16 protein-coding genes are annotated in these 22,166 nt (G+C 74.8%); 14 read left to right on the forward strand and 2 right to left on the reverse strand.

Annotated elements, in window-relative coordinates; translation table 11 throughout:
* Positions 1 to 70: 70 nt before the first annotated feature.
* The 6 genes from AR3_RS12655 (at position 71) to AR3_RS12680 (ending at position 9,205) form a co-directional block, all read left to right on the forward strand.
* Positions 71 to 1,279: a VWA domain-containing protein gene (locus tag AR3_RS12655; protein WP_067913458.1), complete on the forward strand. Its 1,209-nt coding sequence runs from the start codon at positions 71 to 73 to the stop codon at positions 1,277 to 1,279.
* Positions 1,276 to 5,505 carry a CHAT domain-containing protein gene (locus AR3_RS12660; RefSeq protein WP_067913470.1) on the forward strand — a complete coding sequence of 1,410 codons (4,230 nt, stop codon included), beginning with the start codon at positions 1,276 to 1,278 and terminating at the stop codon, positions 5,503 to 5,505. Before AR3_RS12655 ends, AR3_RS12660 begins: the two co-directional genes overlap by 4 nt.
* Before the next feature lie 10 nt (positions 5,506 to 5,515).
* Positions 5,516 to 7,132, forward strand: coding sequence for an Hsp70 family protein (locus AR3_RS12665; RefSeq protein WP_067913474.1), 1,617 nt, complete (start codon positions 5,516 to 5,518; stop codon positions 7,130 to 7,132).
* Between the two features lie 20 nt (positions 7,133 to 7,152).
* A complete protein-coding gene (locus AR3_RS12670; RefSeq protein WP_067913475.1) occupies positions 7,153 to 7,830 on the forward strand; it encodes a hypothetical protein in 678 nt (225 codons plus the stop codon).
* Position 7,831: 1 nt separating this feature from the next.
* The gene (locus tag AR3_RS12675) at positions 7,832 to 8,500 is read left to right on the forward strand and encodes an RES family NAD+ phosphorylase (protein ID WP_067913476.1); all 669 of its coding nucleotides are present in this window, start codon (positions 7,832 to 7,834) and stop codon (positions 8,498 to 8,500) included.
* Positions 8,501 to 8,752: 252 nt separating this feature from the next.
* Positions 8,753 to 9,205 (forward strand): cysteine dioxygenase, encoded by a 453-nt coding sequence (locus tag AR3_RS12680; RefSeq protein WP_067913479.1) that lies wholly within the window; start codon positions 8,753 to 8,755, stop codon positions 9,203 to 9,205.
* An 18-nt stretch (positions 9,206 to 9,223) separates the two neighbouring features.
* On the opposite strand, the gene AR3_RS12685 is transcribed toward AR3_RS12680, so the two are convergent.
* Both AR3_RS12685 and AR3_RS12690 read right to left on the reverse strand, forming a co-directional pair.
* On the reverse strand, positions 9,224 to 9,586 hold the full coding sequence (locus AR3_RS12685) for a cupin domain-containing protein (RefSeq protein ID WP_067913481.1): 363 nt from the start codon (positions 9,584 to 9,586) through the stop codon (positions 9,224 to 9,226).
* Positions 9,587 to 10,157: 571 nt separating this feature from the next.
* The gene (locus AR3_RS12690) at positions 10,158 to 12,275 is read right to left on the reverse strand and encodes a hypothetical protein (RefSeq protein WP_146150158.1); all 2,118 of its coding nucleotides are present in this window, start codon (positions 12,273 to 12,275) and stop codon (positions 10,158 to 10,160) included.
* A 143-nt stretch (positions 12,276 to 12,418) separates the two neighbouring features.
* Between AR3_RS12690 and AR3_RS12695 the strand changes: the two genes are divergently transcribed.
* The 8 genes from AR3_RS12695 to AR3_RS12725 all read left to right on the forward strand — a co-directional run.
* Entirely contained in the window at positions 12,419 to 13,312 is an 894-nt protein-coding gene (locus AR3_RS12695) for an EI24 domain-containing protein (protein ID WP_227022934.1), read from the forward strand.
* A gap of 53 nt (positions 13,313 to 13,365) precedes the next feature.
* Entirely contained in the window at positions 13,366 to 14,595 is a 1,230-nt protein-coding gene (locus AR3_RS12700) for a hypothetical protein (RefSeq protein ID WP_106258106.1), read from the forward strand.
* A 97-nt stretch (positions 14,596 to 14,692) separates the two neighbouring features.
* A complete protein-coding gene (locus tag AR3_RS12705; RefSeq protein ID WP_067913491.1) occupies positions 14,693 to 16,816 on the forward strand; it encodes an acyl-CoA dehydrogenase family protein in 2,124 nt (707 codons plus the stop codon).
* A 3-nt stretch (positions 16,817 to 16,819) separates the two neighbouring features.
* Complete coding sequence (locus AR3_RS12710) at positions 16,820 to 18,520, forward strand: MmpA family trehalose lipid delivery protein (protein ID WP_067913493.1); 1,701 nt, start codon at positions 16,820 to 16,822, stop codon at positions 18,518 to 18,520.
* Positions 18,520 to 18,651: a hypothetical protein gene (locus tag AR3_RS32600; protein ID WP_281179256.1), complete on the forward strand. Its 132-nt coding sequence runs from the start codon at positions 18,520 to 18,522 to the stop codon at positions 18,649 to 18,651. The genes AR3_RS12710 and AR3_RS32600 overlap by 1 nt, the downstream gene beginning before the upstream one ends.
* Before the next feature lie 39 nt (positions 18,652 to 18,690).
* Positions 18,691 to 19,509 carry a glycosyltransferase gene (locus AR3_RS12715; protein ID WP_067913495.1) on the forward strand — a complete coding sequence of 273 codons (819 nt, stop codon included), beginning with the start codon at positions 18,691 to 18,693 and terminating at the stop codon, positions 19,507 to 19,509.
* 29 nt (positions 19,510 to 19,538) lie between these two features.
* On the forward strand, positions 19,539 to 20,903 hold the full coding sequence (locus AR3_RS12720) for a glycosyltransferase family 4 protein (protein ID WP_169803822.1): 1,365 nt from the start codon (positions 19,539 to 19,541) through the stop codon (positions 20,901 to 20,903).
* A gap of 53 nt (positions 20,904 to 20,956) precedes the next feature.
* The coding region (locus AR3_RS12725; RefSeq protein WP_169803823.1) for an alpha-(1->3)-arabinofuranosyltransferase domain-containing protein at positions 20,957 to 22,166 on the forward strand (1,210 nt) is incomplete at its 3' end.

Consider the following 22,166-nt stretch of genomic DNA (forward strand, 5'->3'; position numbering starts at 1 on the left):
GTCGCCGCCCTCTACGTCGCCTTCCTGCTGCTGTCGTTCGTGCTGTCCCTCGTGACCTGAGGAGGAGGCGATGCCGGGGACAGGTCTGCGCAAGGCGCAGAACGTGCCGCTCTCCCGCACGTCGACCGCGGCGTTCGAGCTGGACCCTTCCGGCCGCGCGTCGCTCGTCGCGGTGTTCCTCGACGCGGAGGGCCGGTGCCTGGCGACGGTCGCGGACGACCGCGGGCTCCTGATCGGCCTGGCGGACGCGCCCGCCGGGACCGACCGCGTCGTCCTGGCGGTCGAGGTCGCCGACGGGCCGGTGTCGGCGGTCCGCGGGCTGCGCTGCGCGGTCCGCGGCGACGACGGCTCCGACCTGGCCGTGCTGTCCGGCGCCGCCGCGGGGGAGAACAGCCCCGACCCGGTGCACCTGCTCGGCGAGTGCTACCGGCGCGCGGACGGCTGGTGGTTCCGCGAGATCGGCTACGGTCTCGCCGACGAGGCCGCCATCGCCCGGACGCTCGGTCCCGCCGCGCTCGACCACCATCGCCGCCGCGCGGCCCTCGCCCGTCCGAAACCCGCCGAGAAGCCAGCGTCGGACGGCTCGAAGACGGCCGCGGAAGCCGCCCCGGACGGCACGTCGAAGCCCGCTGGGGAGCCGAAGCCTGCCAGGAAGCGGCCGGTCCGGGGGCTGCCCCCGGCGAACCTCGCGTCCGCCCGGCTGGTCGGGGAGCGGACGGCGCGCGGCCCGGTCAGCCTGGAAGTCGCGGTCGACCTGTCCGGCTCCATGTACCGGTACGCCGAGCTGCGTCGGGCGGCGCTGGCGGCCCTGCGCGACTTCGCGCGCCGCGAGATGGCCGCCGGCGACCTGCTGACGTCGGTGGCGTTCGCCGACAGGGCGGCGGTGCTGGTGCCGCCCGTCGACGTCCGTAAGCTGCGCCGGGTCACCGACCGCCCCGCCAGAGACGTCGGCGGGGGCACGCTTCTGGCGCCGGCGCTCCATCTGCTGATGCGGCTGCGCGCGAAGCGGCCCCCCGTCCCGCCCGAGGCGTGCGGCCTGATGGTGATCAGCGATGGGGAGCTGTTCGACCCGCCCCGCGAGCTGGACGCGCTGATCTGGCGGGCCCACTACGGGCACATCTCCCTCGTGGTGCCGGAGGAAGAGCATCCGCCGATGCTGGACGGGCACGCGTGGTTCCGCCACGCCGCCGTGCGGAGCTTCCGGAACGCCGACCAGCTCGGCCTGATCTACGGCTCGGTCTTCGCCGCCCTGACCGGCCAGCGGCTGGAGCGCCGATGAACGCGGCGGACCACCCGGCGCCCGGCGCCGTGGGCCCGGCACGCGACGACGTCGAAGCCGACGACGTTCGAGTCGAGGACGGCGTCGCGGCCGACGAGCCCGTCGAGGACCCCGACGAGCTCATCGACGAGCTCATCGACGAGCTTCGCGCGCTCGTGGAGCAGGGGCTCCCCGAGGAGCACCGCTTCGCCGCGCTGGTCGAGCTGGGCGCGCTGCTGTCCGCGCGGTACGCCCGGGACGGCGACGCCGCCGACCGCGACGAGGCCATCACGGCTCTGCGCATGGCCGACGACGCGCCCGCTCCCCCGGAAGCCGAGCCCGCCTGGGCCCGGCTGGAGCTCGCCAGGCTCCTGGCGGACCGCGGCGAACGCGACGGGAGCGTGGACGACCTCGAGGCGGCCATCCGGTACTCGCGCGACGCCCTCGCCGAGCTGCCGCAGCCGGACAGACCCGACGCCCGCCTCGCCTCGGCGTACTGCACTCTGGGCATCAGCCACTTCCTGCGGTCCCTTCGCGTCCCGGCGGAGTCCCGCGCGGAGGTGCGTCTGGCCGAGGAGGCGCTGCGGCGGTCGGTCGCCCTGCTGCCCGACGGCCACCCCGCCGCTGGCCTGCTGACCGGCAGGCTCGGGATCGTGCTCGCCGCCGGCGTGCAGGAGGACATCAGCGACCTCGACCCCGTCACGCCCGGGAACGAGCAGGCGTGGCGGGACCTGGCCGACCGTTCGGCCGCCGTGCTCGACACCCTCGACGAGGGATTGCGGGACATGCCCGCCGACGATCCGTACCGGCCGCTGGTGCGGTACTGGCAGGCGATGACGCACGCGCTCCGCTTCCTCCACCTGGGCGCCGGCGAGGACGACCGCGACGCGGCGCTGAAGGGGCTGGAGGCCCTGCTCGACCAACCGGAGTGCGACGGCGACGCGGCGAACGCGTGCCACCTCTTCATCGCCTTCCTCCGGCTCTACCGTTCGGCTCCCGCGGAGTTCCGGCGCGGGGGCCATGCGCCCGACCTCCGCAACGTCGCCCGCGTCCTGGCGGCGGGGGGCGTCACCGACCCGCAGGAGGCCCGCGTCGCCCTCGAGCATCTGGAGCAGGTGACCGAATCGGACCCCATGTTCCGCGCGATGGCGCCGTCGCTGCGGGCCATGGCCACGCTGGCGGCCGGGGGCACGGAGCTGACCGACGAGCACTACGCCCAGGCCGTCGCCCACCTGGACCGGGTCGCCGGCGAGGAGGACGGGGCCGACGAGCTGCGGGGGCTGGGAGACCTCCTGCGGTCCGTCCAGGCGATCCGGCACGGGGGCCCGGAGAACCTGAAGGCGGCGGCGGAGAGGATCATGCAGACGGTTGAGGCGCTCGATGAGCGGCACCCGGTCCGCGAGGCCCTGCGGGGAGTGACCGCCCAACTCCTCGACAGAGCCTCCACCACGCGCCCCACCCCGGACGCGGTCGCCCCGGAGGACCGCGAGGCCGCTTTGGAGCTCCTGGAGCACGTTCTCCGGGAGCTTCCCGAAGACCATCCCGACCGGGCCTTCATCCTGCTGCAGCTGAGCGTCACCCTGGCGCGGAACCTGGAGCACCGGTATTCCCCGGAACGGCTGCGCACGGTGCGCGAGCTGCTCCGGGAGGCGGTCGCGCGTCCCGCGGCGGACCGGGAGAACGAGGCGGTCAACCAGTTCCTGCTGATCCTCGTGGACGCCTTCCAGAGCATGCTCGGCGGCGACGAGGCCCCGTCGATGAACGACCTCATCGAGAGGGTGAAGCGGGTCTCGTCCCTGCTGCCGCCGGGTCACCAGCTCCGCCGGATGGCCGCGGGACTGCTGACGCCCCTGCTGGCCCAGCGGTTCTCGCGGCGCGGCGGCCTGGAGAACCTCGACGCCGCGGTCTACTACGCGCGCAGGATGGTCGAGGACGAGGACCTGGCCGAGGACGGCGGATGGAAGAACGCCCTGCGGTGGTTTCTCGCCGCCTCGCCGATGTTCAAGGCCCAGTACCTGCCGGAGCCGGACCGGATAGGCGAGGCGGCCGAGGCGCTCGAAGGGCTCGCCGCGAGTCTCCCGGAGGACGACGAGATACGGCACCGGGTCGAGCGCGACGCCGGCGCGCTGGCGTCCTGGCGCCGCCTCGTCGACGCCGCGGCGCACGGCCTCGGTCTGCATGGGCGGTCCGTCCAGATCCAAGCGGAGCGCCTCGCCGAGCACACCGAGGCCCTGCTCTCGGCGCGGAACGCCTCCCCGGAAAGCCCGTTCTATGCCGCCGAGTTCAGCGCCGCGGGCAACGCGAAGGTCCTCCACGGCATCGCAAGCCGGAACATGCGACTCGTCGACGAAGGGCTGGCGATGGCGGCCGACGCGTACCGGGCGGCCGACGCGCTGTCCCCGCTGCGGTCGCAGCTGCTGTTCACGTTCGGCACCTGCCTGTTCATGCGGTACACGCTCAGCGGCGACCGCGCCGACCTGGACGGGGCGATCGACCGGCTGGAGGAGGCGCTGCGGTCCGAGGAGACGAGCATGTTCGGCACCGCGACGCCGCTCATCCTCAACTCCCTGGCCCACGCCTACCACCTGCGGGGCGACGCGAACCTGGACGACCGGCGCCGCGCCGCCGAGACGGGGCTGGCCTCCCTGCGGGCCCGCGCCCGGGGCGTGATGCTGCAGAGCAGCACCGAACGCGCCTTCGACGCCGCCGTCGCCGCCTCCGGGGAGGCGGCCGAAGTGGCCCGGTTCCTCGTCGACGACGGGCTCGCCGAGACGGCGGTCGAGGCGCTCGAATGGGGCCGGGCCATGGTGCTGCACACCGCGACGACCGACGTGGGGCTTCCCGCCCTGCTGCGCGAAGGCGGCCTGCACGACCTGGCCGACGAGTGGGAGGCGGCGTCGTCCGAGCCCGTCCCCGCACCGTGGGAGACCCTCGCCCCGGGACTCGCCGGGCCGCCCCTCGGCGACCTGCTTGAGGCGCCCATCCCCAGCGACCTGCGGGAACGCGTCATGGCGGCGATCGAGGGCACGCGGCTGGAACGCCGGCTGTTCAGCCCCGCCGTGCCCGCGGAGATCGCCGCGGCGTTGCGCGGCGCGGGGGCGGCCGCGCTGGCGTACCTCGTCCCCCACGGAGACGGAAGCGGCGGATTCGCGCTCGTGGTCGACGCCGGCGGGCGGACGCGGCGGATCGCGCTGCCGCGGCTGGCGACGGGGCCGGGCAGCCGGGTCGAGGCGTTCGTGGAGGCGCAGCGCGACCGCTGGCAGGCCGATCCGGAGTCGCCCGAAGGGAGGCGGGCCCGCGACCGGTGGCGCTCGGCGTTGGGCGACCTGTGCGACTGGGCGTGGACGGCGGCGATGCAGCCGCTGCTGGACGCGGTCGTCGAGGCTCCCGGCCGCGCACCCCGGCTGGTCCTGGTGCCGGTGGGGGAGCTGGGGGCGGTGCCGTGGCATGCGGCGCGGCGGACGGTGGCGGACGGCGCACCGCGCCACGCCTGCCAGGACGCCCTGATCACGTATGCGGCGTCGGCGCGGCAGTTCGTCGAGGCCCGGCGGGCCGAGCCGCGCCCGTGGGGGAGCGCTCCGGCGCTGGTGCGCGTCGGCGGCAGCGGGTTGTACTGGTCGTCGAAAGAGGTCGAGCAGATCCACCGGCGGCATTACGCGGACGGGGAGCTGCTCGGCGGCCGCCGCCGCGCGTCGGGGCGCCGTTCGCGGCCGGCCACGGCGGCCAATGTGCTGGCCCTGCTGCCCGGGCCGGAGTCGGCCGGGGCGTCGCTGCTGCATCTGGGGTGCCACGCGTGGTCGGCGCCGCGTCCGGTGGACTCGCATCTGCGGCTGGCGGGCGACGAGGTGCTCGGCATGACGGAGATCCTGCGGCAGGCGCGGTCCCGTCCGCCCGGCGCCGCGGGCGGCCTGGTGGTGCTGGCGGCGTGCGGCAGCGACCTGACCGGCCGCCACCACGACGAGGCGCTGACGTTGGCGACGGCGTTCGCGGCCGCCGGCGCGGTGGGCGTGGTCGGCGCCCGCTGGCCCGTGGACGACCTGCCGACCCTGCTGTTCATGACCATGTTCCACCACTATCTGAACGCCGGTTACGCGGATCCGGCGGTGGCGTTGCGCGCGGCCCAGTCGTGGATGCTCAACCCGCGGCGGTCCGTCCCCGCGTCCGTGGAGGCGGATCTGGCCGGGCTGGACGCGGCGGCGCTGGCGGAGCCGGAGACCTGGGCGGCGTTCACCTACCAAGGCCGTTGAGGGGGCCCTGTTGACCGCGTTCGGCATCGATCTCGGCACGACCAACTCCTGCATCGCCTACGTCGACGAGGAGGTGGGACGGCCCGTCGTCGTCCCCAACGCCGTCGGCGAGAACACCACCCCGTCGGTGGTCTACTTCGAACGGCGCGGCCGCGTCGTCGTCGGCGACGCCGCCAAGGACGCGGCGCTGCTGGCGCCGCACCTGACGGTGCAGCTGGTCAAGCGGCAGATGGGCCGCGACGACGTGACGTACCCCTTCCACGGCGAGACCTACACCCCGGAGACCGTCTCCGCCCTCATCCTCAAGGAGCTGGCGGACGGCGCCCGCCGCCGCCTCGGCCGTCCCGTCGAGGACGTGGTGATCACCGTGCCGGCGTACTTCGGGGTGGCCGAGCGGGAGGCCACCCGCCGGGCGGGCGAGATCGCCGGGCTCACCGTGCTGGACGTGCTCGCCGAGCCGGTCGCCGCCGCCCTGTCCCGCCAGGACCACAAGCCCGTCGAGGGCGCGCGGCACGTGCTGGTGTACGACCTGGGCGGCGGCACGTTCGACACCACCGTGATCCGCATGGACGGCGAGGACGTCCAGGTGCTGTGCACCGGCGGCGACCGGGAGCTCGGCGGCGCCGACTGGGACGCCCGCGTCCGCGACTACCTGGTCGGCGCGTTCACCGAACGCCATCCCCGGCTCGACCCCACGGCCGACGAGGAGTTCATGCAGGATGTGTGGATCAAGGCGGAGAAGATCAAAAGGGAGTTGAGCACCGCGGTGTCCCGGCGCTGCAACCTGCGCTTCGCCGGCGCCGTCGCCCAGGTGGAGCTGACCCGCGAGCGCCTGGAGGAGCTCACCGCCGACCTGCTGGAGCGCACCCTGACGATCACCGAGCGGACGGTGGAGAAGGCGCGCGCCCAGGGGGCGCCGCGGATCGACGAGGTGATCCTGGTGGGCGGCATGTCCCGGATGCCGGCGGTGGCGGCGCGGCTGGAGGAACTGGTCGGCACCAAGCCCTGGCGGCACGAGCCGGACCTGGCGGTCGCCCGCGGCGCGGCCCTGTTCGCCATGATCAGACGGGTTCAGAAGGAGGGCGCCGACCGGTCCGCCGAACAGGTCGCCGACAGGCTCGGCATCACCGCCGCCCAGGCGGAGTCGATGCGGAACCGCCGGGTGACCACCGTGGTCCCCCGCGGCTTCGGGGTGAAGGTCATCGACCACAACGACCCGCGCGCGGCCACCGATCCGATGCGGGCGCGCTACTACATCGTCCATCTCCTCCCGGCCGACACGCCGCTGCCCGCCGACACCGGGCCGGTCACCTTCTTCACCGCGTTCGACAACCAGCCCGGCCTCGAGGTGGAGGTGTGGGAGCAGAACGGGCCGGAGAGCTCGGAGGAGCTCGCCGACAACACGCTGATCGGGCGGGGGAAGCTGCGCGACCTGCCGCCGCGGCTGCCGAAGGGCACGCCCATCCAGATCACCTTCTCCATGAACGAGACCGGGCTGCTCACCGTGGCGGCGGTGGAACCCCGGTCGGGCCGCAACGTCCGCTTCGACCTGCAGATCGGCGGCATGGACCGCAAAGACGTCGACAAGGCCAAGGCCGCGGTGGCGCGGCACGAGATCATTTCCTGACCGACCGGCGGAGGAGAGGCATGGGACTGCGGCACGCGCTGACGGTGCTCGCCGAGCAGTGGGACGACATCCGCGACCGGCTGTCCGCCGAGGACGTCGCCGAGGTGCGCGCCCTGGTCGAGGAGTTTGCCCGGGAGGGCGACCGGGCGGCCTCGGAGGAGATCGCCGAGGAGATCGCCGACCTGCTGCGCGACCTGCTTCCGGGGGACCATCCGTTCCTCGCGGCCCTGCGCGGACGCGAGGAGCGCCTGGCGCCCGACCGGGCGCGGCGCGCGGCGGACCTGGCCGCCTGGTTCCGCCTCGCCGAGCCGCTGCGGGCGCGGCTCGTCGGCGCCGATCCGCCGCCGACGGCCGACGAGGTGGAACGCGCGGCCGCGGAGCGGCTGCTGGCCGTCCCCGCGCTCGGCGCCGACGAGCTGCGCGCGGGCGGGCAGGACCCGGGCGATCCGGACCTGATCCGCCTGGACGCCGCCGACGGCTCCGTCCGCTGGCCGGACTTCCAGTTCGCCCCCGACGGCTCCGTGCCGCCGGTCGTCCGGACCGTCAACCGGATCCTGGACGCCTCCGGCGACCCCTTCGGCGCGGCCGACTGGTGGCTGGGCGCCAACGGATGGCTGGGCGCCGTGCCCGCGCGGCTGATCGGCAGCGTTCCGGACGAGCGGCTGATCGCCGCGGCGCGCGCGGAGGCGGAGGTCTGAGATGCCCAAGGTCCCGCCTCCGACGCGCTTTCGCGCCACCCCGCGCCTGCGCACGCTCCCGGCCGGCACGCGCCTGTGGCGGGTGCACCATCGGAACCACAAGGCGACCGACTTCAACCCCCGCCTGGCCGACCCCAACTTCGGCGGCGGACGCTTCGACGGCACCGAGCGCGACCCCTACTCCACCTACTACGCGGCCCTGGAGGCGGGGACCGCGCTGGCGGAGACCCTGCTGCGCGGCGTGCCCTTCAACGACCGCGGGTACCGGACGATCAGGCGCGCCTCCGTCCAGGACCGCCGCGCGAGCGTCGTCGAGACCACCGAGGACCTGACGCTGGTCGACCTGTGCTCGGGGGAGGCGCTGGCCGCGGTGGCCCAGGACACCTGGCTCGTCCAGGCCGATCCGGCCGACTACCACGCCACCCGGCGCTGGGCGAGCTGGATCAGGGAGCAGGCGCCCGCGGCGCAGGGCCTGATCTGGCCCTCCCGACGCGAGGGCGGCCGCGAAGCCCTGGTGCTCTTCGGCGACCGGTGCCCGGACGGCGTCCTGACCGACGACTACGCCACGGGCCGCGACCTCGACGACCTGGAGGGAGCCGTCTGGATCAACGCGCTCCTCGCCCCCTACCGGGCCCGCATCGCCAAGCCCCGGAACACCGCGTCGCGATAGCCGCCTTCACCAGGGATTCCTGGTGATTCCGGACGCGCGGAGGAGGACGGGCGCACAGTAGTGGACTATCCATACCGACTTAGTCGGGAAGACGGTATGCTGGTCGCCATGCGTCCCGGGCCTTCCCTTTGGTCGCGCCTGCACGTCGACTTCGGGCGGCAGGCGAGCGACCTGTGTCGCCGAGCCCAGCGTTGAGCCAGCCGAAGCGACGTTGAGCCGAGCCGAAGCGACGAGGGAAAGGACGGCACGCAGATGACCGTGAGCACGACCGCGCCCGCCGAGAACAGGCTGGCCGAGATGGCCGGCGCCCTGGCCGCCGCCCCGGACGACTGGCTGCGCCGGGTGCGGCTGAACCCCGACGGGCGGTGGTACGAGCGCCTCCACCGGGACGACGACCACGAGGTGTGGCTGATCAGCTGGCTGCCCGGCCAGTCCACCGGCCTGCACGACCACGGAGGCTCGCGCGGCGCGTTCGCCGTCGCCCTGGGGGAGCTGGAGGAGGACGACCTGGGCGGCACGCGGCGGGTCGGCACGGGGCAGACGCGCGCGTTCGGCCCCGACTACATCCACGACGTGCGCAACACCTCGACGGCGCCCGCCGTGAGCGTGCACGTGTACTCGCCGCCGCTGGCCGTGATGAACCGCTACGAGCTCACCGGCGCCGGACTGGTCCGCCTCGCCGAGGAGCGGGCCGAACAGTGGTGACCGGCCGGTGACCGACCGTCAGCCGCGCCGCGCGTACTGGGAGATCTCGCCGAAGTCCAGCATCACGCAGGCCTCGTCGCCGATCACCTCGGCGTCGTGGCCCGGCGCTATGGCCACGGCCTCGCCCGGGGTCACGTCCTGCTCGGAGCCGTCGGCCATGTGGATCCGTATCCGCCCGGACACGCAGTAGGCCAGGTGCGACACCTCGCACCGCTCGGTGCCGGCGATCGGCCTGACATCGGCCGACCACCGCCAGCCGGGTTCGAACACCGCGCGGCCGACGGGACGGCCCGCCAGCGTCACTATGTCGACGTAGCCCTTGCTCTCGAACATGCGAGTTTCGTCCGGCTTGTCGAAACTCTTGACCTCGATGCCCGTCATGATGGCCCCCCGAATGCCGTCGCTTTTTCAGGCTATGTCCGCACGGTGCGGAGGGCAGTTGTCATCTCGGTCATGTTTGTGCAGGTCAACATAGACGCGGCAACCGGTGCACCTCGGTGATAGCGGGGCGATGCCGTCGGACGCTCAGTTGGGGGCGTGGTTCGGCCATACGAGCAGCGCATGCCGGGACCGGGCGGCCCGGCGGGTGGGGCGGTCCCGGGCGGCGCGGCCGTGCGGGACGCCCGTCGGTCGAGGTTCGCGGATCCGTTTGTCGCCGCCCCGTACACCGCGATCAACGCCCTGAACCAGGCGCCCGCGGCGCAGGGCCTGATCTGGCCCTCCGAGCGCAAAGGGGGCCGCGACGCCCTGGTCCTCTTCGGCGACCGGTGCCCGGCGGCGTCCTGGGCGACGGCTACGCCACGGGCCGCGACCTCGACGACCGGGACGGAGCCATGCGGATCAACGCCCTTCTGGCCCCCTACCGGGCCCGCATCGCCAAGCCCCGCTGCCGGCCGAGGAGCGCGCCGAGCAGTGGTGACCCGGTGACGCGCTCCGGCTCGGCGGGCGCGGATCACCGCGCGGGCGCGTCCTCCCGGGCTTGTGAGGCGGCGGGGCGGGCGGTGCCCGCCGTGACGGCCGCGCGCAGCCGCCAGCGGCCGGAGCCGCTGGTGCTGACCTGGAGCAGCGTCCACGGCGGCAGGTCGATCGGCGCGTCGCCGTCGGCGGCCGGCGCGAGCCCTTCGGTGAGGCGGTGCACGGCGATGCCGCCCTTCCCCAGGAAGGACGTCTCCAGACGCGCCGCCGGGCCGGTGTAGAACAGCACCGCCGGGTGGGCGCCCTGCACGGAAAAGAGGCCGAACGGGTGCACATGGTCCGTGCCCGGCCCGTCCAGCAGGTCCGGGGTGCCCGGTATCTGCCACAGCGGCAGGATGTCGATGGTCCAGGCGCCGTCCGCGCGCACTTCCAGAACGGCTCCGGCCGGGACGGCGAACGAGCAGACGGAGGCGAGCGCGGCCGGCTGCGGTCCCCGCCGCTCGACGGGGACGACCTGCCCCACGCTGTGCCGGAGGGCCAGGTCGGGGCCGCGCAGGAGCACCTCGTCGGCCTCGCCTTCGGTGAGGATGCCGATGCCGGGCGGCCCCTCGTACCTGACCACGTCGCGTCCGCGGCCGGAGATCGTCCGGTCGAACGCGCGGGCCGTTTCCGGGCCGCCGAACGCCACCGTCCAGGCGCCCGCCGCCTTGACCCGCAGCCGCGCCCCGCCGTCGACGACGAACCGGGCGGACCCGCCGCCGGGGACCGACGCCAGCGGCGCCCCCGCGCGCAGGCCGGAGCGGCCCGCGAGGACGCGCACACGGGCGGCGCCGTCGTTGGCGATCTCGGCGAGCACGGGCTGCGGTGCCGACGTCTCCTTGATCGTGAGGGACCGGTCGCCGGTGCCGGTGAGGACGGCGCGCCTGCCGTCCAGGAAGTGGTCGGCGGGCTCGAAGCCCGGCTGGCGGGGCGGCGTCTCCGGGACGCCCAGCCAGCGGCGCAGGTCGTCCGCCACCCGCTCCGGGTCGCTGACGCGCAACGAGATCCGGCGGTACCGCTCGCCGCGCCGGGGCAGCCGGGGGCGGTCGGCCAGGCGCCGGTCCGTGCCCCAGCTGATCAGCCAGGTCCAGTTGCCCCATCTGCGGCGCCGTCCCGGCAGGCGCACGCCGGTGCGGAGCAAAAGGTCGAGGTTGAGCGGTTCCCGGAACGGCGTCAGTTCGGCGTGCCCGTCCGCGCCCAGGCGGCCGCCGGGGTTCCCGCCGGTCGCCCGGACGGCGGCGATGTCCGCGCGCCGGATCCGCGCCGTCTTCCACAGCAGCACGCTGTCACGGATGACGATCTCGTCGTCGCGCACCCGCAGCCTCGGCCGCAGCAGCAGCATCCGGCCGATCTGCACCGCCGACGTGACGGGCACCGCCAGCGCGGCGGCGAGGAACAGGTTGAAGAGCAGTTCGTCGAAACCGGCGGGGTCGTCGTGCAGCAGCAGCTCGGTGCCCGTCCCGGCGGAGCCGATCGCCGCCAGCAGCACGAACGGGTAGGCGAGCGCCCAGCCGAAGGTCCGCGCGGGCGCTCGGACGATCTTCACCGGCACCGCGGACGGTCCCCGGGCGCTCCAGCTCCAGCGGTCCGCGGTGAACAGCTCACGCGCCCAGGTGCGCATGGCGGCGGCCGGGTCGACGGCCCGCAGGCGCCCGGGCAGCTCGGCCCACGGCGTCCGCACGGCCAGGACCGCCGCGGCGACGAGATTGATGGCGCCGAACAGCAGCCCGAACACCAGTGCCGAGATGGCCTCGCCCCGCTCCGGGGAGCCGTCCGCCGCGTACACGGAGTCGGGTGCCCCCACGTCGAGGGCGGGGATCCGGTCTCCGCGGGCGACGGCGTCCGCGTCCACGCCGCGCAGCCGGACGCCGGAGGCGCCGTCCTGCGGGGCGCCGTCGGGAGTGAACGTCCCGTACCAGTGGCATCCGTCGCGACCGCAGCTCTGCGAGTCGGCGACGAACACGCCCGCGCGTCCGTCACCGGCCGCGGCGCGGTCGGCCGCGCGGTGCTCGCGGACCGCCTGACCCAGCCCGAACACGGCGAACGCGAGTGCGGTGAGAACCACCGCCCACGCCACCGAGGGCGACTCAAGACGTCGGTCCAGGGCGCCGGACATGCGCATCACCCTCAACGGCGCGGGGAGATGTGATTCAGACCATGATCGCATAAGTCCCCCGGGGGCGCCTCCGCGAGCGCGGGTCGACGGCGCAGCGCGACGCCCCGATCGCGGAGTGATCCCGAGGCCGCTAGTTTGGGGGCGTGGTTCAGCCGTACGAGCAGCACGGGCCGGGCGCGACCCCCGGCCGGACGGGGCGACCGGTGTCGGCGGGCCCGCACGGCCCGGCAGGCCCGCAGGGGCCGATGGGCCAGATGGACACGACGGGCGGCGCGGACGCGCCCCGCCCGTCGTGGTTCAAGGACCTGTTCAACGGGGTCGGCTACCTGTTCCGGGGGCTGGCGTGGGCGGCGCGGCACCCGGCGCAGTGGCTGCTCGGGCTCGTCCCCGCGCTGATCGTGCTGGCCGTCTACGCGGCGGGGCTGATCGCGCTGGCGTGGAACCTGGGCGACATGGCCCGCTGGGCGACGCCGTTCGCCGACGACTGGTCGTCCGGGCTGCGGGACGCCGCACGGGTGATCGCCGGTGTGGCGATCTACGGGTCGGCGCTGTTCCTGGCGGTGGTGACGTTCACCGCCGTGACCCTGCTCGTGGGCGACCCGTTCTACGAGGCGATCTCGGTGCGGGTGGAGGAGTCGCAGGGCGGCGCCCCGCCGGAGCCGGACGTGCCGCTGCCCACCCAGATCGGGCGGGCGATCGGCGACGCGGTCGTGCTGGGCCTGATCGCCTTGCTGTTCGGCGTGGTCTTCTTCGCGGGCGGGTTCATCCCGGTCGCCGGGCAGACGGTCGTGCCCGTGGCGGCGGCCTGCGTGTCGGGCTGCCTGCTGGCCGGTGAGCTGACCTCGATCGCGTTGGAGCGCCGCGGCCTGCTGCGCCGGGACCGGTTCGCGGTGCTGCGCCGGCACCGGCCGCTGGTCCTGGGATTCGGCGTGGCGACGTTCGTGGTGTTCCTCGTGCCGCTGGCGGCGGTGGTGATGATGCCCCCGGCCGTGGCCGGGGCCACGCTCATGGTGCGCGAGAGACTGATTGTGTCCTGAGTGTGATGAGGTGCCGGAGTGCACCGTGTTGATCTTCGCGTAACGTGGGCCGCATGTCCGATCAGGGGGAGCGCGACGCGCGCTGGACCGAGATGAGCGACGGTAGCGAGAAGGGAGAGCGCTCCGGCGCCACGCCGCCGGAGGCCGACGACGTCAAGGTCGCGCCCGTTCCTTCCGCCCCGGCCGCCACCGGGACCGACACCGCCGAGCAGCCCGCCGTGACCGACACCGCCGAGCAGGCGGCCGTGTCCGACACCGCCGAGCAGGCGGCGGTGGGCGACACCGCGGAGCGGCCGGCGGCGACCGACGGCGCCGAGAAGGGCGACCGGTGGGAGGGCGAGCTGTTCGACGGCGCCGGGCCGGACGCGGGCGGCGCGGCCGACCCGCGGTACGAGGCGCCCACGTCGGGCGCGAGCGGCCCGGCCAAGCCGGGGCGGCCCAGCAGCGGCAACTGGCGGATGCCGGACTGGATGGCCGACGAGCAGAGCGCCGACGCCAAGCTGCACGGCACCGCCGACGCGGCCGACGACGAGGGCGGCCGGTCCAAGCTGGTGCTGTACGGCGGGGTCGGGCTGCTCGCCCTCGCGCTGCTCGCGGCGGGCGCCGTCTACTACGTCAAGCAGCGGGGCGGCGACGAGTCCGAGTCCGGCGCGGAGAAGGGCGCGACGACGCGCGGCGTGGAGGAGCCCGCGGTCGCCCTGCCCCCGGATCGGCCGCTGCGCCGCTTCCCCGGCCGTCCCAGCAAGGTGCTGGCGCAGGTCGCCGACCCCCACGCCGGCCTGTCGTACCCGCGGCTGGCGCGGCCGTGGCAGGTGCCGACCAAGCAGAACCGGCTGGCGGTGCCCGGCTGGTCGGGCCAGCAGATCCTCGTCACCGAGCGCACCGGCGGGCGGATCTGGTACGGGCAGCTGCTCACCGGCACGCTCGCCCCGGCGCTGCGCGGCGCCTACGACGGGCCGGACAGCGTCAAGACCGTCGCGGGCCTGGCCGCCAAGAACCACGAGGCCGTCTACTACCAGTTCCCGCACAAGACCGCGCCGCTGGCGTCGCAGGCGCTGCCGGTGGGCGGACGCAAGGGCTGGCTGATCGCCTCCTACCTGACCTACAAGCGGGCGGGCGTGCGGGCGACGGGCGAGGTCGTCGCGACCGCCGTGATCGACACGGGCAGGCCCGCCCCGGCGGTGGTGTTCGTGTCGATCCCCAACACGCACCGCAAGCTGTGGCCGGACGTGAATCAGTTCCTGTCCGGGCTGAAGCCGGTGCCGCGCACCGGCACCGCCTGACCGTGCGCGCGGACCGCGCCGCCGTTCGTCCGCGACCCCTCGGCAACCGAATGGCGTTCTTTTAGGCTGTGGCCGACGCCGAGGAGAGGGGTCGGGCATGGCGATCGGACTGACCGAGGAGCACGAACGGCTCGCGGAGAGCGTCCGCGGGGTCGTCGGACGGCACCTTTCGTCCCAGGCGGTGCGGAACGCCGACGACAGCGGGCTGCGCGCGGCCCTGGCGGCGCAGGGCCTGCCGGGCCTGCACCTTCCCGAACGGTACGGCGGCCAGGGCTTCGGCCTGCTGGAACAGGCCGTGGCGCTGGAGGAGCTGGGCCGGGCGCTGGCGCCCGGCGCGTACCTGCCGACCGTGCTGGCGTCCGCCGTCATCGACGCGGCCGGCTCCGAGAAGCTCAAGGACGCGCTGCTGCCGGGACTGGCGGACGGCTCGCTCGCCGGCTGCGTGGCGCTGGGCGGGCTCGGCCGGCCGGCGCTGGGCGCGGCGGCCGCCGACGTGCTCGTCGTGCCGGCGGGCGACCGGTGGGCCGTCCTCGACCGCGACCAGGTCGAGGTGCGGGAAACGGAGTGCCTGGACCTGACGCGTCCGGTCGCGGAGGTCGCGGCCGCCGCCGGGCTCGCCGACGTCCCGGACGACCGCCTGCTCGCCCCCGGCGTGGACGTGCACGCCATCGCCGTCGTGCTGCTGGGCGCCGAGGCGTGCGGCGTCGCGGGCCGCGCGCTCGACGACGCCGTCGCCTACGCCAAGACCCGCGAGCAGTTCGGCCGCCCCATCGGGCGGTTCCAGGCCGTCAAGCACCGCTGCGCCCGGATGCTCATCGCCGTCGAACGCGCCCGGGCCGCCGTGTGGGACGCCGCCCGCGCGCTGGCCGGCGCCGACGCGCCCGAGCAGCGCGGCTACGCGGTGGGCGTCGCCGACGCGCTGGCCGCCGACGCCGCCGTGACGTGCGCCGAAGGCAACATCCAGGTGCACGGCGGCATCGGCTACACCTTCGAGCACGACGCGCACCTCATCTACCGGCGGGCGCTGACGCTGCGCGCGCTGCTCGGGCGGGCGAGCGCGGCGCGGGCGCGGGTCGCGGAGCTGGCGGTCGCGGGCGTGCGCCGCCCGGTCGACGTGGACCTGCCCGAGGAGGAGGCCGAACGGGTGCGCGCGCAGGTCCGGCCGCGGATCGCCGAGATGGCGGCGATGGACGAGAAGGCCCAGCGCGCGGCGATGGCCGAGGGCGGCTGGGTCGTCCCGCACCTGCCCCGGCCGTGGGGCCGCGACGCCGGTCCGGTGGAGCAGCTCGTCATCCGGCAGGAGCTGAAGGCGGCGGGCGTCCGGCCGGTCCCGCTGATAATCGCGGCGTGGGTGGTGCCGTCCCTGGTCCAGTACGGCACGCCCGAGCAGCAGGAGCGGTTCCTGCCGCCGACGCTGCGCGGGGAGATCGTCTGGTGCCAGCTGTTCAGCGAGCCGGGCGCCGGGTCGGACCTGGCCGGACTGTCCACGCGCGCCGAGAAGGCGGAGGGCGGCTGGCGGATCACCGGGCAGAAGGTGTGGACGTCGCTCGCCCGGGACGCGCAGTGGGGCATCTGCCTGGCGCGCAGCCACCCCGACCGTCCCAAGCACCAGGGCCTCACCTACTTCCTGGTGGACATGGCCTCCGACGGCATCGACATCCGCCCGCTGCGCGAATGCACCGGTGACGCCGTCTTCAACGAGGTGTTCCTGGACGGGGTGTTCGTGCCCGACGAGCTGGTCGTGGGCGAGCCGGGGGAGGGCTGGCGGGTCGCCCGCACCACCCTGGCCAACGAACGGGTCGGGCTGACCACCACCTTCCAGCTCGGCGGCGACCTGCCCGGGCTGGTGCAGTTGGCGCGCGAGCTGGGCGTGGCCGACGACCCCGTGGTGCGGGACGCGCTCGGGGACCTCGCCTGCGACGAGCACGCGTTCGCGCTGCTCGGCCTGCGCGCCACCCTCAAGCAGATCTCGGGGACCGACCCGGGCGCGACGGCCAACGTCCGGAAGCTGGTGGCGATGGAGCACGGCCAGCGCGTCACCGAGTACGGGTTCACGCTGCTGGGCGACGAGGGCGCCCTGACCGGCGGCTGGAAGTCCGACCTGCGGCGCCGCTGGACCCGCCACCTGCTGGCGTCCCGCGCGATGACCATCGGCGGCGGGACGACCGAGGTGAACCTGAACGTCATCGGCGAACGCATCCTCGGCCTTCCCCGCGACTGAGCGATGGCGACGGCCTGGCGCGCGGGGTGGCCGGTTCCCGCGGCGACCGGACTGGCGCTGGGGCTGCTGGCGCTGGGGCCGGGGCTCGCGCCCGGGTTCGTCCTGTCGTACGACATGGTGTTCGTGCCGGACCCGGCGTTCACGGCCGTGACGTTCGGCGCGGTCGGGACGGTGCCCCGGCACGTCCCCAGCGACGCGTTCGCGGCGGCGCTCGCCGCGGTGCTGCCGGACGACGCGGCGCAGAAGCTCATCCTGCTCGCCGTCTTCGTGATGGCGTGCACGTCGGCGGCCTCGCTCGTCCCCTCGCGGCGGACGCTGCCGCGGCTGGCGGCCGGGGTGTGCTACGCCTGGAACCCGTTCGTGGCCGAGCGGCTGCTGTTGGGGCAGTGGGCGCTGCTGCTGGGCTACGCGGCGCTGCCGTGGGTGGTGGCGGCCGCCGCGGACGCCGACGCCCGGGGCGGCGGGCGCCGTCTCGTCCGCGCGCTGCTGCCCGCGGCGGTCGGCGGATTCGCCGCGCTGACCGTGTCCGGCGTCACCGCGTTGACCGTGGCGGCGGTGCGGGGGCGCGCGGCGGCGGTGCGACGGGTCGCCGCGGCGCTGGCCGTGCTGAGCCTTCCGTGGCTCGTTCCGGGGCTGCTCCGTTCCGGGGGCGTGCCCGGGGACGGCGGTGCGGTCGAGGCGTTCGCCGCGCGCGCGGACACGCCGTTCGGGACGCTGGGCAGCCTGCTGCTCCTGGGCGGGGTGTGGAACGGCGAAACCGTGCCGACCGCCTATGGGAACGCCATCACGGCGGGACTGTGGCTGGCCGTCGTCCTCGCGGCGTTGTTCGCCTACGGGCGGTGGTGCGCGGACGGTCCATGGAAACGCGGTCTGGCGGGGGCGGCGGCCGTAGGGTTCGCGGTGGCGGCTCTAGGGGCCGTCGCGGCGCCCGTGCTGCGCGGGCTGATCGGACTGTGGTCCGGGTTCGCCGTGTTCCGGGACGGGCAGCAGTTCGTCGCCCCCTTGGCCGTTGTCGTCGCCGTGGGGCTGGGCGTGGCCGCCGACCGTGCCGCGCAGGCGCGCCTGGGGATGGTCACCGCGGGTGCGGTGCTCGCCCCCTTGGTGCTTCTGCCGTCGCTGGCATGGGGGGCCGCCGGGCAGTTGCGCGCCGTCCACTATCCGGCCGACTGGAAACGCGCCCGCGACATCGTGCACGCCGACGACGCCGCCGGGGCGGTTCTGCTGCTGCCCTGGGCCGCCTACCGCAGCCCGGAGTGGAACCACGGGCGCCGCGTCCTCGACCCGCTGCCCCGCTACCTGCACCGCAGGGTCATCATGAACGACGCGGTGACCGTGGACGGCACCACCGTCGCGCCCGAGGACCCGCGCGCCGTCCGCCTCGACGCGCTGGTCAGATCGGGGGCGACGCTGACGCAGGCGCTGCGCCGCGAAGGCGTCCGCTACGTCGCCGTCGACGACCCGGCGAACGCGGGCGCCGACGCGGCCAGGCGGTTGGCCGGGGCCGAGACCGTGCTCGAAGGCCGCGACCTCGTCCTCTACCGCATCCAGGGGGCGGCGCAGGTGCGCGACGAACGGGTGCCGCCGGCGGCCGTCGTCGTCGCCTGGCTCATCACGAGTGTGGCGATTGTCTGGTCATGTCTGGGCTCACGCATTACTCTGGGCACCCCGCTACTCGCCCGTAACCTCCGGCGAAGGGTCGACTGATGCGCATCGCGATCTCCGCTCTGGTCGGCGTTCTGCTCGCAGCCGCTGCATCCTTCGGCGCGGTGCAGCTGGCCAACGCGTCGCAGCAGGACCCGGTCATCAAGCCGCTCTACAACTACGGCTCCCGCTGACCGCGGCGCGACGTCCGCACTCGCCCTCTGGAGGGGCCCATGGCCGTCCCCACCCCGGGTCCCGCCGCCCTGGAGATCGTCGTTCCGGCCTACAACGAGGCCGAGCGGCTCCCGGCGGGACTGGCGCGGCTGTGCGCCGAGCTGGCCGCCCTGCCCTGCGCCGCGCGCGTGCTCGTCGTCGACAACGCCAGCACCGACGCCACACCGGAGATCGTGCGCGGCTGGGACGGGCCCGTCCCGGTGCGGCTGCTGTCGTGCGAGCGGCGCGGCAAGGGCGCGGCCGTCCGCACCGGGATCCTCGCCACGCGCGCGCCGTACGTGGGCTTCTGCGACGCCGACATGGCCACCGAGCTGTCGGCGCTGCGGCGCGTCCTGGCGCTGCTGAACGCGGGACGCCCGGTCGTGGTGGGCTCGCGGCGGCACCCGGAGTCGGTCGTGGACGGGTACGCCCGGCCGCTGCGCCGCCTGGGCGCCGTCACGTTCAACCGGCTCGTCCGCGATCTGGCGGACGGCGTGGCCGACACCCAGTGCGGGTTCAAGTTCTTCGCCGGTCCGCTGGCGCGCGCGGCGGCGGCCGACCTGCGCACGACCGGCTTCGCGTTCGACGTGGAGCTGCTCGCGCACTGCGTGCGGCGCGGCGCGACCGTCACCGACATTCCCGTGGTGTGGCACGACCGTCCGGGCAGCACGTTCTCGGTGCGCCGCCACTCGCTGGAATGCCTGCGCGATCTCATCCGGATCCGGGCGGAGCTGGCGGCGCTGTCCCGGCGCGACCGCGTCCGGCTGCCGGTGCCGGTTCCCGTGGCGCGGGCGGACGGCGCGCCGGTGCCCACCGCCCCGGGCGCCGGGCAGAGGTGAAGCCGGCAGGAGAACAGGGCGGGGGACAGGTGAGCGTGCACCTTGCCGGTGGGACGGTCGACGGGCTGCGGGTGGCGGTCGTCAACTGGCGTGATCCCTGGCATCCGGCGGCGGGCGGCGCCGAGCGGTACGCCTGGGAGCTGGCACGCAGGCTCGCGGCGCGCGGCGCGCGCGTCCGCTACGTCACGTGCCGGGCACCGCGGCGCGGCGGGGACGGACGCCGCGGGGAGCGCGGTCGGAAGCGGGTCGACGGAGTGCGCTTCGCGCGGATGGGCGGGCGCTTCACCGTCTATCCGCTGGTGCTCGCCTGGATGGCGGCGCGGCTGCGGCCCTTCGACGTGGTGATCGACTGCCAGAACGGCATCCCGTTCTTCACTCCGTTGGCGCTGCCGCGCCGGGTGCCGGTGTTCTGCGTGGTGCACCACGTGCACGACGCGCAGTTCGGCTTGTACTTCCCGGCATGGTTGGCGCGGCTCGGCCGTTTTCTCGAGGGGCCCGTCAGCCGGTGGGTGTACCGCAGGCACGCGTTCGTGGTGGTGTCGCCGTCCACCTTGCGTGCGGTGCGGGACCGGCTGGGCTGGGACGGCCCGACGTATGTCGTCCCCAACGGCGCGGTCACGCCCGCGCCCACACAGGTGGACGGGCTGCCCGAACGCGGCGACCCGGAACTGGTGTGCGTGACGCGTCTCGTCCCGCACAAACGCACGCGTCGCCTGCTGGATCTGGCCGAAGGGCTGGTCGCGAGGTATCCGGGCATGCGCGTGAACATCGTCGGGGACGGGCCGGAGCGCGCCGCCCTCGCCGCTGAGGTCGCCAGCCGCGGCCTGGGCGACACAGTGACGCTGCACGGCTACGTCTCAGAAGACGTGAAGACGGCCCTGGTGGCGCGCGCCGACCTGCACCTGAGCGCGTCCCAAGGCGAAGGGTGGGGGCTCAGCGTCATCGAGGCGGCGGCGCACGGGGTGCCCACGGTCGCCTACGACGTGGATGGTCTGCGTGACGCGGTGCGCGACGGCGTGACCGGTTGGCTCGCCGCCCCCGACGAGCCTCTAACAGACACCGTGGAACGTGCCCTCAAGGAGCTGGACGACCCATTGCGGCGGGAGCAGGTCGCGGACGCGTGCCGCCAATGGGCGAGCGCATTCGATTGGGAACGCACCACCGACCGCATGGCCCGCCTCCTCACCGCAGCCGTTCATAGGGGGACGGCTGCCACGAAAGACAAGCGAGCGCTGGTCGTCGACCTGGGGGACGGTTCGCTCCAGGTCGTGGAGGGGCCGGTCCGCGACCTGCTCCTGGGCGGCGACACCGCGGTACAGGTGCTGCGAACGGCGACGCCGCTGGAGCGTCTTCTCGGCCACCCGCTCCCCGAACCTGAGGACGGCAGTCCCTGACGGTGCCGCCGCAGGCGAAGATGTGGGGGACCGGCGAGGACGAAAGGGGCGAGATGGCCACGGGAGAGGCGGACGCGTCTCCCGCCGTCCTGCCGTCGGCCGCCGAGCCGGACGAGCGCGACGCGGCGGCGCGGCTGCGGGACCGGCTGCGGGCCGCGGTGTGCTGCCTGGCCCTGACCGCGCTGGCGTTCTGCACCCGCCCCGGCATGATCCTGGCCGACACCAAGATCGACATGCCGGTCGATCCGCTCGGCTTCCTCGGCCGGTCGCTGCACCTGTGGGACCCCGAGCAGTTCGGCCAGCTGCAGAACCAGGCCGTCGGCTACCTGTTCCCGATGGGGCCGTTCTACGCGCTCGGCGACCTGGCCGGCATGCCCGCCTGGATCACCCAGCGGTGGTGGCTGTCGCTGCTGATGTGCCTGGCGTTCCTCGGGGTCCGCAAGCTGGCCGCGCGGCTCGGCGTCGGCACCCCGGCGAGCCGCCTGACGGCCGGGATGGCGTACGCGCTGGCGCCCGGCGCGCTGGCGGCGCTGGGGCAGCTGTCGTCGGAGTACATGCCGGTGGCGATGCTGCCGTGGATCGTCCTGCCGCTGGTCCGCGCGGTGGAGGGCGGCGGCCGGATCCGGGCGGCGGCCCGGTCGGGGTTCGCCGTCGCCTGCTGCGGCGGCATCAACGCGACCGCGACCGTCGCCGTGCTGGTCGTCCCCGTCCTCTACCTGCTGACCCGGCCGCGCCGGGCGCCCCGCTGGCGCGTCCTGGGCTGGTGGTCGGCGGCGGTGGCGGCGGCGACCGCGTGGTGGCTGGTGCCGCTGCTGCTCACCGGCACCTACGGGTTCTCCTGGCTCACCTACACGGAGAAGGCCGCCACCACCACCGGGCCGACCGGGCTGGTCAACGTGCTGCGCGGCGCGGAGCGCTGGATCGGCTACCTGGTCGTGGACGGCACGGTCTGGTGGCCCCTCGGCAACGCGCTGTCGCTGCACGCGGTTCCGGTGATCTGCACGGGCGTCGTCGCGGCGCTGGGCCTGGCCGGGCTGCTCGGCCGCCTGCTGCCCGAACGCGCCTTCCTGCTGGTCACGCTGCTGTGCGGACTGGCGATCATCACCGCCGGCCACGGCGGCGACCTGCCCGGCCCGTTCGCCGCGCAGATCCGCGACCTGCTGGACGGGCCGCTGGCGCCCCTGCGCAACCTGCACAAGTTCGACGCGGTGGTGCGGCTGCCGCTGGCGCTGGGGCTGGCGCACCTGCCGGTCGCGGCGGCCC

It is taken from the genome of Actinomadura rubrobrunea NBRC 15275, from assembly GCF_001552235.1.
Lineage (GTDB): Bacteria > Actinomycetota > Actinomycetes > Streptosporangiales > Streptosporangiaceae > Spirillospora > Spirillospora viridilutea.